At 66.7% G+C, this 13,906-nt stretch carries 12 protein-coding genes; 1 reads left to right on the top strand and 11 read right to left on the bottom strand.

Features of this window, described 5'->3' with window-relative positions; translation table 11 throughout:
* The first annotated feature begins 30 nt into the window (after positions 1-30).
* Positions 31-390, top strand: coding sequence for a BON domain-containing protein (locus tag AS93_RS0101760; protein WP_027588977.1), 360 nt, complete (start codon positions 31-33; stop codon positions 388-390).
* 48 nt (positions 391-438) lie between these two features.
* Here AS93_RS0101760 and AS93_RS0101755 read toward each other — a convergent pair whose 3' ends face one another.
* The 11 genes from AS93_RS0101755 to AS93_RS0101705 all read right to left on the bottom strand — a co-directional run bounded on the left by AS93_RS0101755 (position 439) and on the right by AS93_RS0101705 (position 13,894).
* Positions 439-741, bottom strand: a complete 303-nt coding sequence (locus AS93_RS0101755) for a DUF2845 domain-containing protein (RefSeq protein ID WP_027588976.1) — start codon at positions 739-741, stop codon at positions 439-441.
* Positions 741-3,620 (bottom strand): DUF748 domain-containing protein, encoded by a 2,880-nt coding sequence (locus AS93_RS0101750; protein ID WP_027588975.1) that lies wholly within the window; start codon positions 3,618-3,620, stop codon positions 741-743. Before AS93_RS0101750 ends, AS93_RS0101755 begins: the two co-directional genes overlap by 1 nt.
* Before the next feature lie 62 nt (positions 3,621-3,682).
* Complete coding sequence (locus AS93_RS0101745; RefSeq protein WP_027588974.1) at positions 3,683-4,693, bottom strand: class I SAM-dependent methyltransferase; 1,011 nt, start codon at positions 4,691-4,693, stop codon at positions 3,683-3,685.
* A 202-nt stretch (positions 4,694-4,895) separates the two neighbouring features.
* Positions 4,896-5,774 (bottom strand): oxygenase MpaB family protein, encoded by an 879-nt coding sequence (locus AS93_RS0101740; protein ID WP_027588973.1) that lies wholly within the window; start codon positions 5,772-5,774, stop codon positions 4,896-4,898.
* A gap of 54 nt (positions 5,775-5,828) precedes the next feature.
* Positions 5,829-7,493, bottom strand: coding sequence for a glucose-6-phosphate isomerase (pgi, locus tag AS93_RS0101735; protein WP_027588972.1), 1,665 nt, complete (start codon positions 7,491-7,493; stop codon positions 5,829-5,831).
* A gap of 131 nt (positions 7,494-7,624) precedes the next feature.
* Positions 7,625-8,005, bottom strand: coding sequence for an aspartate 1-decarboxylase (gene panD / locus AS93_RS0101730; protein WP_027588971.1), 381 nt, complete (start codon positions 8,003-8,005; stop codon positions 7,625-7,627).
* Positions 8,006-8,083: 78 nt separating this feature from the next.
* Entirely contained in the window at positions 8,084-8,932 is an 849-nt protein-coding gene (panC, locus tag AS93_RS0101725) for a pantoate--beta-alanine ligase (RefSeq protein WP_027588970.1), read from the bottom strand.
* Entirely contained in the window at positions 8,929-9,726 is a 798-nt protein-coding gene (gene panB, locus AS93_RS0101720; RefSeq protein ID WP_027588969.1) for a 3-methyl-2-oxobutanoate hydroxymethyltransferase, read from the bottom strand. The genes panC and panB overlap by 4 nt, the downstream gene beginning before the upstream one ends.
* 201 nt (positions 9,727-9,927) lie before the next feature.
* Positions 9,928-10,425 (bottom strand): 2-amino-4-hydroxy-6-hydroxymethyldihydropteridine diphosphokinase, encoded by a 498-nt coding sequence (folK, locus tag AS93_RS0101715; protein WP_027588968.1) that lies wholly within the window; start codon positions 10,423-10,425, stop codon positions 9,928-9,930.
* A gap of 1 nt (position 10,426) precedes the next feature.
* Positions 10,427-11,818, bottom strand: coding sequence for a polynucleotide adenylyltransferase PcnB (locus AS93_RS0101710; protein ID WP_027588967.1), 1,392 nt, complete (start codon positions 11,816-11,818; stop codon positions 10,427-10,429).
* A gap of 672 nt (positions 11,819-12,490) precedes the next feature.
* Positions 12,491-13,894, bottom strand: coding sequence for a sigma-54 dependent transcriptional regulator (locus AS93_RS0101705; protein WP_027588966.1), 1,404 nt, complete (start codon positions 13,892-13,894; stop codon positions 12,491-12,493).
* Between the last annotated feature and the right edge of the window lie 12 nt (positions 13,895-13,906).

Genomic DNA, 13,906 nt, shown 5'->3' with positions numbered 1-13,906 from the left:
GAGTCCCCTGAAAACACAGGAGTGAACAGCATGAAGAAAGTCCAGACAACGTTGAGCGCCTCCGCGCTGGCCCTGGTTCTCGGCCTCCCTCTCGTACCCGCCTGGGCAGACCAGCCCATGGCAGGTGTCCTGCTGGCGGCCGGCGAGTCGACCATGGACGAAGCGGGTGATGCGGTGTCCGACACCTGGATTACCACCAAGGTCAAATCCGCCCTGCTGGTGGATGACAGCACCCCTGGCATGGATATCGAAGTGGAGACCAAGGATGGCGTGGTCTCGCTGACCGGCACGGTGGCCACCGAGGCCGAGCGCGAGATGGCCATTACCAAGGCCAAGGAGATCAAGGGCGTGCGCGAGGTCATGGCGGATGGGCTGAAAACCATGGACTGAGCCCGCCATGCGGAAAGCCCGAAGCCGCCGTCCAGGCGGCTTCGGCGTTTACAGGTTGCGTTCGCTACGGATGTCCCGCAACCGTCCCCCTTCGAAGCGCAGGATGTGGTACATGCCGTTGCGTGGCCCGTAGATCCATTCCTCGACACCCACGTCGTAGCGCAGGCCGTATTCGTCACGTTGAAGCTTGAGGCCCAGCTGGGACTGATTCACCGGCTCGCCGCACTTGCGCAGTACCTCCCAGGCCGAGTCGCCCAGGCTGATCAGCTCGCTGCCGCAACGCAGCGTCGAGGATGCCTGCGCCAGGGACGCGAGTAACAACAGGGCGGCGAGCAGCGTTGTTTTCATCATCACTGACTGTCCAGATGCAAGGGTGTCTCCACGCTGCCAGTGGTGCCGACCGTGACCAGCGCACTGTCCAGCAGATAGATGCGTTTATCTTCGAGTCCGCCCTGATCCACCAGATACGCCTTGATGCCGGCCGCACGTTCCTGGGCCAGGCGGCGCAGGGCCGTGGGATTGTCGCTCCAGCGTGCCAGCAGGGCTTGGCGCATGTTGTCGTGGACCTGCTCGTCCGCAAGCTCAGCCCAGCCGGCGGGAGGTTGCCCCAGCTGGCTGCGGTAGATGGCCTGCAGCAAGGAATCACTCAGGTCCTCGTCGATCTCCAGATCGTCTGGGGTGGCGGGTACCGGCTGACCGCGGCGCTGCAAGCTGTTGTACCAGAGTTGCCGGTACTCACGCTGCAGGCGCCGCTCGGCCAGCAGTGGGCCATCGGCGCTCACCGCGCTGGCGCCTTCCACCTCCAGTCGTAACTGCGGCCGCTGCCTGAGCGCCGCCGCCAGGGTGTCCAGGCGCTGGCGAGCGGCATCGCCCAGTACGCTGCTGCCGGGCTCGAAGGGAACACGGTCGAGGTCCTCATCGCTGCCGCCCACCAGCCCGGCGACGAACTTGAAGGGCGCCTGCACAGCCCGCAGCACCAGATTGCGCAACGTCTGCCAGATGATCGGCATGACGCTGAACTGCGGGTCGTTGAGGTCACCCTGCACCGGCAGTGCAATGTCGATGTTGCCCTTGGTGTCCTTGAGCAGCGCCACGGCCAGGCGCACCGGCAGATCCACCGCGTCGTCGCTGTCGACCCGCTCGCCCAGCTGCAGGTTCTCCAGCAGTACATGGTTCTCGGCATTCAGCCGGCCCTCGTCGATGCGGTAGTGCAGATCCAGGTTGAGACGGCCGCGCCGGATGCGGTAGCCGGCGAACTTGCCGGAGTAGGGTGTCAGGGTGGTCAGCTCCACCTGTTTGAAAACGGTGGCGATATCCAGGCTGTGCAGCGGGTCGAACGGCGTCAGTCGGCCCTTGATGGTGACCGGCGCGTAGCGATCGACCTTGCCGGTGATGTCCACGCTGGCGGCCTGCTTGCTCCGGTTGTCGAGGGTGCCGATACGGCCGTTGAGTTGCTGGATGGCTGTGGCGAAGTTCGGTCGCAGGCTGAAGTCGGCAAAGTTGGCCGAGCCGTCGCGAATCGCGATGCCGCCGACGTGGATACCCAGAGGGGGTTCATTGGCGGAGGTGGCCTCGCCGGCTTCGGCCGTCGTGGGCTGCTCGACAATCAGTTCATTGAGGTTGGTGCTGAGGTCTTCCTGGATAATCAGCCGTGCGTAGGGCTGCTCCAGTTCGATGCCCTCGATGTGCAACTGCTCGCCGTGCCGGTAGTCCAGCCCGTCCAGGCGCAGCGCCTGCCATTTGAGAAGGTCGCGGTGACGCAGGGTGTCACGGGTATGCAGACCTTGTACGCTGGCCTGCCCCCTGACCTGCAGTGCCAGCTGTTCGCCGTGGGCGACCTGCACATCCAGGTTGCCTGCCAGCTCACCGCCGAGAAGTTCAAGACGTACATACGGCGAGAGGTAGGCCTGGGCGACGCGCAGATCGATGGCCTGCAGCGTCACCGCCAGCTGGGCGGCGAGCGGCTGCAACCCGGCCTCGCCCTCGGCGTGCACGCGTCCCTGCTCGCCGAGGCCGCTGTCCAGGCGCAGCTGGAAAGGCGCCTGTCCCGAGCTGTCGAACTGGCGTACGTCCAGGTCCAGCGGGCCGACCAGCAGTTCAACGGGTTGTTCCGTGGCGCGATCGGTCAGGTGGGCGCGGTAGCCGCGCAGTTGGGCGTCATTCAGCAGGATCTGCCAGGGCCTGCCCTCCGTGGTCGGGGCTTGCTCTGTTGCGCCGCCGTCCGCCTTGAGCAGGCGCAGCCAGTCGATTTCCCCGTCCGCTTCACGGGCGGCCCAGGTTTCCAGCCCGGCGCTGCGCAGCTGGCCGATTTCCAGCCGTTGCGCGGCCAGGTCCAGACTGGCTTGCTGGATGTCCAGATGCTCGAGGTTCAGGCGAGGTTGGCCGTCGAGGTCCTGAACCGCAAAGGGCGCCAGGCGCAGGCGGCCATTGGCCAGGGTGAGTTGCGTTCCCTCCGCCAGGTCGAGGCGGTAATCGGCGGCGGCGTTGAGCACGCCGTCACGCAGCGACACCGCGATGTTTTCCTGCACATAGGGCCAGATGCTAGCCAGGCGCAGATCCTTCAGTTCCAGATGGCCGCTGGAGCGGAAGGGCAGCAGATGCAGCTGGCCGCGCCAGTGGAGCGTGCCGCCCGCCGGCCCCTGTGCCACGAACTGAGCTTCGGCTTCATCATCGGAGCGGGTGCGCAGGTTGTGCAGCTCCAGATCGAGCGGGTCGTAGGTGAAGTCGACGGTTTCGCCAGGGCGTCGATCCTGGAAATGCACCAGACCGCGCTCCAGCAGCAGGCGATCGATGCGCAGCGGGAAGGGGCGGCTCGGTTCCGCGTTCACCGGCTTGGGGCTTTCCTCGCTGGCTGGAAAGGCGAAGAGCCGGCTGAGGTTGAGCTTCCCTTCAGCGTCGAACAGCACTTCCGTGTGCGGGCGGACCAAGCGCACCTCGGCCAGATGCAGGGTGCGCTGCCACAGGCTGCGCCATTCCAGGTCGACATGCAGGAGCTCGAAGGCCAGCTGCGGGGTTTCGGTATCGCCGATGCGCAGGTGGTAAAGGTCCAGCGTCAGGTGGAACGGGTTGAACTCCAGGCGCTCCAGGCGCGCCGGTTCGGTGGCATAGAGGGCCAGCTGCTGATTGGCGATGCGCAGCGCCACCCCGGGCACGATGAAGAAGCCGATCAGCGCATAGAACGCCAGGAAGATGGCCAGGCCGCGAGCCAGGCGCAGGGGCAGGTTCGACATGAGGGTTCCGCCAGCTTTGACGGCGCCAAGTATGGCAGCTGAATGCGGGTCTGCCCGGGAACTCAGAGCCTCAGGATCAGCGTCTTCAGCGGCGGGTCCCCGGCGAGCGAGGGAAAATCACTGGCCGGGGGCAGGTACTGGCAGTCGCGCACCGGTCGGCCGGCTTTTTCGGCGCAGCGCAGCACCAGGCTGCGCCACTCGTCCAGCGGCACCTTGGCCAGGTTGTTGTTGCACACCAGCGTGCCGCCGTCGGCGGTCACCTGCAGGGCCGGCTTGAGCAGGCTCTGATAGTCGCGCAGCAGATCGACGGTGCCAAACGGGCTCTTCGCCCAGGCCGGAGGGTCGAGGAACACCAGGTCGAACTGCCGCGCCTCAAGGTGCGGGTAGACCGGCAGGCGCTGACCGCGGCGATGGGCGACGGGCTGCCCGGCCAGTTGACGGATGGCCGGGAAGTAGTCGGACTGCACGAAGCGCATGGTCGGTAGTTGCGGATTGAGTGCGGCATTCTCGCGACCGACGGCCAGGTTGCCGGCGGCGAAGTCCAGGTTCCACACCTCCGAGGCACCGCCAGCTGCCCCGCACAGGCCGACGCCGCAGGTGTAGGCGAACAGGTTGAGCACGGACAACCCCTGGCTGTTGGCTTTCACCCAGCCGCGGGCGTTGCGCAGGTCGAGAAACAGCAGCGGATCCTGTCCGGCGTGCCGGCCACGCACCCGGTAGTTGAGTCCCCATTCATGTCCCACCTGCTCGGCGACGGCGTCCGCATCGGGGCGGTACGCTCCGCGATCGACCCGCGAGTTGCCGCGCGCGCGATCGTTGTATACCGGCAGCAGCGGATGCCCGAAGAAGGCCTCGACTTCGGCGACCAGCAGGGGCAGCTGTTGCGGATCCAGTGATTCGTGAAAGCTCTGGATCAGCAGCTGCGGGCCGTAGCGGTCCAGCGTGAGGCCGGGCGCGCCTTCCTGGCTGCCATGGAACAGCCGATAGCAGTCGGTACCTTGGCCATGCAGGCGCTCGATCAGTTCGCGGCGGGAGGCGAGGGCGGCGCGCAGCGCCTGTTGCAGAGCAGGCATGCGAAGCTACTCGGGAGGGACGGGGAGAGGCGGCGATTCTAACGGAAATCGCCCGCGACCAGCAGAACCCCCTTTTTCGTGGGTATGGTCCCGCCCGCTCCGCGGCGGGGCTGGCAGGGTGGTCAACGCAACACGTGGGCCACCTCGGCGGCCGGCGCACGTGCCCGGGATCGCAGCGATATGCCGAGCACGTTCTCGAAACCTAGCCGCCCGGCGGCATGCCCATGCGGCGCCGGGCACGGTGGATTGAGCCGTTGCGCACCGCCCAGCGCAGCACGGGCGCACTGTGGCGCACCGCCGTGCGGATCAGCTGGCGGCGTGGTGCCGCCAGGTGAAAGCCCAGCAGGTGAGTCGCCCAGTCGGGCAGCAGCTCGATGCCGGCCTGCAGCATCAGGCTGCCGAAGGGACGGGTCAGGGTGCTCGGGGCTGGCGCATCGAGCAGGGCATCCAGCACCTCCCGGCAGCGCCAGTCGCAAAGCAGTTCCGCCTGCATCGCCCGGAAGTAGCCGGCCACCTGCTGGCGTGAGCGCGGAATGTCGCGGGCACCGAGCAGTTCGCCGACCAGGGCGATCTCGGCGTAGTAGCGGTCCTGCTCGGCGCCGCTCAGATGGGGGTTGCGATAACGCAGGTGCGATTGCAGGAAGCTGTACACCTCGGCCACGTGCACCCAGGTGAGCAGGTGCGGATCGTTGGCCGCGTAGGGTCGGCCATCCGGCGCGATGCCGCTGACCCGGTCATGGATGGCGCACACCCGGGCGATCAGCCGTTCGGCATCGGCGCGGCTGGCGAAGGTGGTGCCGGCGATGAACTGGCCGGTGCGGCGCAGGCGGCCCAGCATGTCCTGGCGGAAGTTGGAATGCTCCCAGACCCCGGCCAGGGCCAGCGGATGCAGCATCTGGATCATCAGCGCGGAGATGCCGCCGATCAGCATCGAGGTGAAGTCGCTGTGTACTCGCCAGCACACCGAGTCCGGGCCGAACAGGCCGGGATCCCCCTTGGGGTGTTCCATGTCGACGCCGGAGAGGGTAAGCCCACTCAGGCTGAGCACATGGCGCTCGATGCGCTGGCGCAGGAATTCCATCGTGGTCGCCTCATGCTCTTGGTGGCCGGTGGACCTCAGGCCTACCCATTACCGCTAGCCGCGATGGCGGCTGCGGAAGAAGTCGATCAGTCCGCGGGTCGAGCCATCCTCGTCGCTGGCCGGGCGCTGGCCGGTGAGGCTGTCGTAGACGTTGCGGCCCAGTTCCTTGCCGAGCTCAACCCCCCACTGATCGAAGGCGTTGATGCCCCAGATGGCGCTCTGCACGAAGACCTTGTGCTCATAGAGCGCCACCAGGGCGCCCAGCCGGCGCGGGTCGATGTGCTCGATCACCAGGGTGTTGCTGGGGCGGTTGCCGGGGATGACCTTGTGCGGCGCCAGGCGCTGCACCTCGGCCTCGGCCAGGCCCTTGGCGCGCAGCTCCGCCTCGGCTTCCGCGCGGGTCTTGCCGAGCATCAGCGCCTGGCTCTGCGACAGGCAGTTGGCATACAGCCACTGGTGGTGGTCACCCAGCGGGTTGTAGCTGACCACCGGGACGATGAAGTCGGCGGGAATGAACTGGGTGCCCTGGTGCAGCAGCTGGTGATAGGCGTGCTGGCCGTTGCAGCCGACGCCGCCCCAGACCACCGCGCCAGTGTCGCAGGGCGCCGGGCGGCCATCCTGCAGCACGCTCTTGCCGTTGGATTCCATGTCCAGCTGCTGCAGGTGTTTCACGAAGTTGCGCAGGTAGTGGTCGTAGGGCAGGAACGCATGACTGCGCGCGCCCCAGAAGTTCTGGTACCAGACGCCGAGCATGGCCAGCAGCACCGGCATGTTGCGCTCGAACGGCGCGTCGCGCAGATGGCGGTCCATGCTGTAGGCGCCGGTGAGCAGCTCCTTGAAGTTGGCCATGCCGATGGCCAGCGCGGTGGGCAGGCCGATGGCCGACCACAGCGAGTAGCGCCCGCCGACCCAGTCCCACATGGGGAAGATGTTTTCTTCGCGGATGCCGAAGTCGATGGCCGCCTGGCGGTTGCTGGTCACGGCGATGAAGTGCCGGTACAGCTTGTCCTCGCAGCCGCCGCTGGCCAGGTACCACTCGCGGGCGGCGAGGGCGTTCTTCAGGGTTTCCAGGGTGCCGAACGACTTGCTGGAGACGATGAACAGGGTGGTCTCGGCATTCAGGCGTGCGGTCAGCTCGCGGAATTCGCTGCCGTCGATATTGGCCAGGTAATGGCAGCGCACGCCGCGCTGGCGGAATGGCAGCAGCGCCTCGGAGACCAGCTCGGGGCCCAGGTAGGAGCCGCCGATGCCGATGTTCACCACGTCGGTGATGCTCTTCTCGCTGTAACCGCGCCACAGGCTGCTGTGGATGCGCCCGACCAGGTCGGTCATCTGCTGCAGCACCCGATGCACTTCGGGCATCACGTCCTGGCCGTTGACCAGCACCTGGTCGCCAACCGGGCGACGCAGGGCGGTGTGCAGCGCCGGGCGGCCCTCGGAGGCGTTCACCGGCTTGCCGTCCAGCAGGGCCTCGATGGATTGCTGCAGGCCCGCTTCGCGGGCCAGGCGCATCAGCAGCGCGATGGTCTGCTCGTTGACCAGGTTCTTCGAGTAGTCGAGGAACAGCCCGCAGCTGTCCATGGAGAAGCTGGCGAAGCGCTGCGGATCCTCTGCAAACGCCTGGCGCAGGCTGAAGCTGCCCATGGCCTGGCGATGCTCGGCGAGCTGTTGCCAGGCGGGCAGGCGGGTCACGTCGTGCGGATTCTGGTAGTACGGCAGCATGGCGTCCGGTTCCTGGGGCGATGCCGCGAGGGCTGTGGCGCGGCGGGGCAAATCCTGCGCGCAAGCGCGCTACTGTCCTTGGAGCGAAAAAGGCCGTCGGGTTTCCCCAAGCCGACCGGTGGCGGGCCTCAGGCCAGCTGCACCGGGATGGCGTTACTGGTATGGCTCAGCGCGCCGTCGGCGCCGATATACAGCACGCGTGGCGTGTGGCCGTCCAGCTCGGCTTCGTCGTAATGAGCGTAGGCACAGATGATCAGGCGGTGACCGACGTCGGCCTTGTGGGCAGCGGCGCCGTTGACCGAGATGATGCGCGAGCCGGCCTCGCCACGAATGGCGTAGGTGGTGAAGCGCTCGCCGTTGTCGACGTTGTAGATCTGGATCTGCTCGTATTCGCGGATGCCGGACAGATCCAGCCAGTCGCCGTCGATGGCGCAGGAACCTTCGTAGTCGAGCACCGCGTGGGTGACGATGGCGCGGTGCAGTTTGGCCTTGAGCATGATGGCATGCATGGCGGGGTAATCCTCCAGGGATGCGGGCGGCGGCGAGTGTGCCTCACCCCCGGGGGGTGGGCAAGCCGCCGCGCGGGGTCAGCGTTCGACGCAGAGGTTGTCGATCAGTCGGGTGTTGCCAAGATAGGCAGCGGCCAGCAGGACCAGTTTGCGGTCGTCCGCGGTGGCCGGGCGCAGGCTGCTGGCTTCGCGGATTTCCAGGTAATCCGGGCGGAAGCCGGCGGCCTCCTGGCTGCGACGGGCCTCGGCGACCAGCGCGGCATGGTCCGTCTCGCCGTTGCGCAGGCGCTCGGCCAGCTGTTGCAGGCTGCGGTACAGCGCCGGCGCAGCGGATCGCTGCTCGGCGCTGAGATAGCCGTTGCGCGAGGACAGCGCCAGACCGTCCGCGGCACGCACGATGGGCGCGCCCTGGATCTCGATGGGCAGGTTCAGGTCGCGCACCAGGGTGCGGATCACCGCCAGCTGCTGGTAATCCTTCTCGCCGAACACGGCCATATCCGGCTGCACCATGTTGAACAGCTTGCACACCACGGTGGCCACGCCCTCGAAATGGCCGGGGCGGCTGGCGCCGCACAGGCCTTCGGAGACACCGGGCACCAGCACGCGGGTCTGGCCGTCCATGCCATTGGGATACATCTCGGCGACGGTCGGGGTGAACAGCAGGTTGCAGCCGGCGGCCGCCAGCTTGTCCTGATCCTCGGCCAGGGTGCGCGGGTACTTGTCCAGATCCTCGTTGGCGCCGAACTGCAGCGGGTTGACGAAGATGCTGGCGACGATGAAGTCGGCGCTGCGGCGGGCCTGCTCGATCAGCGAGACATGGCCGGCATGCAGGTTGCCCATGGTGGGAACCAGGCCGATGCGCTGGCCCGCGCGGCGCGCCTGGGCGACGGCGTCGCGCAGTTGCTGGACGGTGGTGACGGTGTTCATGCGGAAAATTCGTGCTCGGGGGCGGGGAAGGTGACGGCCTTGACGGCCTGGACATAGGCGCTGAGGGCCGCCTGGATGCTCGGCTGACCCTCCATGAAATTCTTCACGAACTTGGGCGTGCGGCCGGTCAGCGACAGGCCGAGCATGTCGTGCATCACCAGGACCTGGCCATCGGTGCCGGGGCCGGCGCCAATGCCGATCACCGGAATGGAAACCGCCTGGGTGACCTCCGCCGCAAGGGCGCTGGGTACGCATTCGAGCAGCAGCATGGCGGCGCCTGCCTGCTCCAGGGCGATGGCATCGGCACGCAGCTGGCGAGCCTGGGCCTCGCTGCGACCCTGCACCTTGTACCCGCCGAACACATTGACCGCCTGCGGAGTGAGGCCCAGGTGAGCGCACACCGGAATGCCGCGATCGGCCAAATGACGGATGGACTCGGCCAACCAGCCGGCCCCCTCCACCTTGATCATGTGCGCGCCGGCGCGCATCAGCTCGGCGCTGTTGAGCAGGGTCTGCTCCAGGGAGGCATTGGCCATGAACGGCAGGTCGGCAAGGATCATTGCCTCGCTGTTGCCGCGCTTCACGCAGGCGGTGTGGTAGGCCATGTCGGCGACCGTCACCGGCAGCGTGCTGTCATGGCCCTGCAGGACCATGCCGAGGGAGTCGCCAATCAGCAGGATGTCGACACCGGCCGCGTTCGCCGCGGCGGCGAAGGTGGCGTCGTAGCAGGTCAGCATGGCGATCTTCTCGCCGTTCTGCTTGCGGCTTTGCAGCGTGGTCAGCGTGATGGGCATGGTGGATCCTCTTCGCGGAGCGGATGACTCCGGACGTCAACACGGGCCGGAGTGAACTGCAGGAAAGTGGGAGGCTCCGCGCCCCGTCCTTTCGCTGAGGTCCGGGTCGCGCGCCCGGGGCTGTTACCGCCATTGCCGGGTCTTGGGGCGCTTATAGTCCAGATGGGTCCGGGCGAAGTCAATTACGAATGTTACCGGGGGTTACTTCGTGGCTGCCTGGGGTAACCGTTCCAGTCCGGCATACGGGCAGTCGGCGAGCAGCGCGCGCAACGGCCGGCCATCCGGCAGGCTCAGGTCGGGGGCGATCTCCGCCAGTGGATAGAGCACGAAGGCACGGGCGTGCATATGGTAGTGCGGCAAGGTCAGGCGCTCGCTGGCAAGCTGCAGGTCGCCGAACAGCAGGATATCCAGGTCGAGGGTGCGCGGCCCCCAGCGCTCGGCCTTGCGAACGCGGCCCTGTTCACGCTCGATGGCCTGCAGGGCATCCAGCAGCGCCAGGGGCGCCAGTTCGGTGTCCAGCGCGGCCACGGCATTCACGAAGCGCGGCTGCTCCGGCGGGCCGAGCGGATCGCTGGCGTAGAAGGAGGAAACGGCCGCCAGTTGGCTGCCGGGCAGTGCGGCCAACGCCCGCAGTGCGGCGTGCAGTTGCTCGACCGGTGTCGCGAGGTTGCTGCCCAGCGCGATGTAGGCGCGTTCCATCTCAGTCGTCACTGCCGCCCGATTGGCTGGCGGGACGGCGTTTGCGCGGGCTGCGCCGGCGCTTGCGCGGTGCGGCGCCGCCGTCTTCCTTGCTGAGGTCGCGAATCATGGTGCGACGGGTGCTGTCGTCCACCTCCTGATAGCGGGTCCACCAGTCGCCCAGGCCGCCGGTCTCCTCGCCGGCGCTTTCGCGCAGCAGCAGGAAGTCATAGCCGGCGCGGAAGCGCGGATTTTCCAGCAGCAGATCGGCGCGCTTGCCTTGGCGGCGCGGCAGACGTTCCTGCATGTCCCAGATTTCGCGGATCGGCAGCGTGAAGCGTTTGGGCACTGCGATGCGCCGGCACTGCTCGGCGATCAGGTCGTGGGCGGCTTCCTGCATGGCAGGGATCGGCGGCAGGCCGCGCTCCTGCTGCTGGAGCACGCGTGCCGGCAGGGCCGGCCAGAGCAACGCGGCGAGCAGGAACGCCGGGGTCACCGGCTTGCCGAGGCGAATGCGCTCGTCGGTGTTGATCAGCGCCTGGCGGATCAGTGTGCCGGTGTACTCGGGGTTTTCCTTCAGGGCCTGGGCGGTCGCCGGGAACAGCGGTGCGAACAGGTCGTAGTGCAGCAGCAGCTCGAAGGTGCGTTCGGCCCGGCCGGCGAGGAACAGCTTGAGCACTTCCTCGAACAGGCGTGCGGCGGGGATGTCGCGCAGTAGCGGCGCCAGTTCTCTGATGGGCGCGGCGCTGTGCTTCTCGATGTCGAAGTCCAGCTTGGCGGCGAAACGCACCGCGCGGAGCATGCGCACCGGGTCTTCCTGGTAGCGCTGGCGCGGGTCGCCGATCAGGCGCACCAGGCGATTGCGGATGTCCGGCACGCCGTGGGTGTAATCGAGGATGCGCTCGGTGACCGGGTCGTAGTAGAGCGCATTGATGGTGAAGTCGCGGCGCTGGGCGTCATCTTCCAGCGTGCCGTAGACGTTGTCGCGCAGGATGCGCCCGCTTTCGTGGTGGGCCGCCCGGTTGCTGTCCTCTTCGGCGTCATCGGCGCCATGGCCGGCTCGGAAGGTGGCCACCTCGATGATCTCGCGCCCGAAATGCACATGAACCAGGCGAAAGCGCCGGCCGATGATGCGTGCGTTGCGGAACTCGGCGCGCACCTGTTCGGGCGTGGCGCTGGTGGCCACGTCGAAATCCTTGGGCGGCAGCTCGAGCAGCAGGTCGCGGACGCAGCCGCCCACGGCGTAGGCCTGATAGCCGGCCTTCTGCAGTCGCTCCACCACCATCACGGCGTTGCGGCTGATACTGGAACGGTTCACGGAATGCTGGCGGCTGCCCAGCACCTGGGGCGTGCTGCGCGGGTGCGCGGCGCGACGCAAGGGGAATCGGAATGACTGGAACAGCTTCTTCAGCATGGGCGCTACTGTGTCGGGAAGGGGTAACCGGCAGGGGGCTGGGCGGGAACGCGCAGGGGGCGATCATGGCCGCCGGTGACTGCCGGGCATGCGATGGCCGGGAATTCTAGCACCGGGGTGGGGCAATCGGGAACGCAAGGTTATTGGCCAATGGAAAGGGGGAGCCGAAGCTCCCCCTGAAGTAGTGTTGCTGTTGTTGTTATTGTTTCGGCTGTTGGTGTTGTTATCGCCGAAGCGTAGGCCAGGCCGAAGCCCGCATACGCACCCCCAATCGGGGGCCAATAGCGAACGGATTACTTTGGTTGCTGACGTGGTCCTGATCGATGATCCGGCCATGCGCTTCGCTGCATCACAGGCAGTCTTGTTGTTTCGCATGTGCCCGGGGAAGCCCCGTAGACCGTTCTGCTCCAAAATGATCAGTTTGCTGCGTCTCCGCCTTTTTATCGTTGTTATGCAGGAGTCGTTGCGTGTTGTTCTTGTTATGGAGTTTCTTGGTTTTTGTTGTTGTTGTGCCTGAGATAAAGCAGAAGTTGTGCCAGAAAAATAAAAAGCTTTGTTTTCAATGAGTTAGCTGAATCCGGTGACCGTTCGTGCAGGTTGGGGGTGGCATTTTCGTTACCGTCGGAACCTGGGTGCGTTACCCGTCGGGTTGCCGGTAACACCCGCTGCGACTCAGGAGCCGCTGCCCACCCCCGTGCGGCGCCGTGGGATGCCCAGGCGCTGGCGACGTTCCCACAGGCACTTGCGGCTGATGCCCAGCTTGCGGGCCAGTTCGGTTTCGGTCATGTGGTCCTGATGCTCGAGGACGAAGTGTTGGAAGTAGTCTTCCAGCGAAAGATTCTCGGCGGGCTCGTTACGCGGTTGCGGCGAGAGCATCGAGCTGTCCGGGAAGTCCTCGTCGCCGACGCCCAGGCTGTCCAGTTCCAGGTCGATGCCCAGCAGGTCGGCCGGGATTTTCTCGCTTTCGCAGAGAATCACCGCACGCTCGATGGCGTTTTCCAGCTCGCGCACGTTGCCGGGCCAGGCATAGTGGGTGATGACCTGGCGGGCTTCTTCGGTGAAGTGCATCGGTGTGCGACCCATGCGGGCGCACTGGCGGGCCAGCAGGGTGTCGGCGAGTTCGATGACGTCGTTGCCGCGCTGGCGCAGCGGGGGCAGCTTCAGGGAGATGACGTGCAGCCGGTAGTAAAGGTCTTCGCGGAACTGGCCCAGCTTGGCCAGGCTTTTAAGGTCGCGGTGCGTGGCGGCGATCAGGCGGACGTCGACCTTCTGCGACTGCACCGAGCCGACGCGGCGGATCTCGCCTTCCTGTAGCACGCGCAGCAGGCGCGCCTGTGCGTCCAGCGGCAATTCGCCGATCTCGTCGAGGAACAGGGTGCCCCCGTCGGCGGCTTCCACCAGGCCGGTGCGGCTGGCGCTGGCGCCGGTAAAGGCGCCCTTCTCGTGGCCGAACAGTTCCGACTCGATCAGGGTTTCCGGAATCGCCGCGCAGTTCACCGAGATCAGCGGCGCGCGGGCGCGGCGTGACAGATTGTGCAGGGCGCGGGCCACCAGCTCCTTGCCGGTGCCGGATTCGCCCTGGATCAGCACGGTGGAGTCGGTGGGTGCCACCTTGCGGATCTTGCCGAACAGGTCCTGCATCGCCGGGCAGGAGCCGATGATGCCGAGGTCGTTCGGGCTGGCCGGCTTCTCCTCGCGGGCCGGCGTAGCGGCTGGGACGGTGGCGGGACGCTCACTGAGAATGCGCGAAACGGCCTGCAGCATCTCGTCATGGTCGAACGGCTTGGCGATGTAGTCCACCGCACCGAGCTTCATGGAGTCCACCGCCGAGCGCAGGCTGGCATAGCTGGTCATGATCAGCACCGGCGTGCCTTCGGCCAGGCGGATCAGCTCGGTGCCGGGCGCGCCGGGCAGGCGCAGGTCGCTGATGATCAGGTCGAAGCCGGGAATGCTGTAGCGTTCCTGGGCCTCCTGCACGGAACCGGCCTCGCTCACCGCGTACTGGTTGCGCTCGAGCAGCCGGCGTAGGGCGGAGCGGATGATGGTTTCGTCTTCGACGATGAGAATGTGGGGCATGGAGCAGGGTTC

Origin of the sequence: Pseudomonas sp. RL (genome assembly GCF_000647775.1) — a bacterium.
In the GTDB taxonomy this organism is placed as follows: domain Bacteria; phylum Pseudomonadota; class Gammaproteobacteria; order Pseudomonadales; family Pseudomonadaceae; genus Serpens; species Serpens flexibilis.
This window is presented reverse-complemented; position numbering and strand designations above follow the sequence as displayed.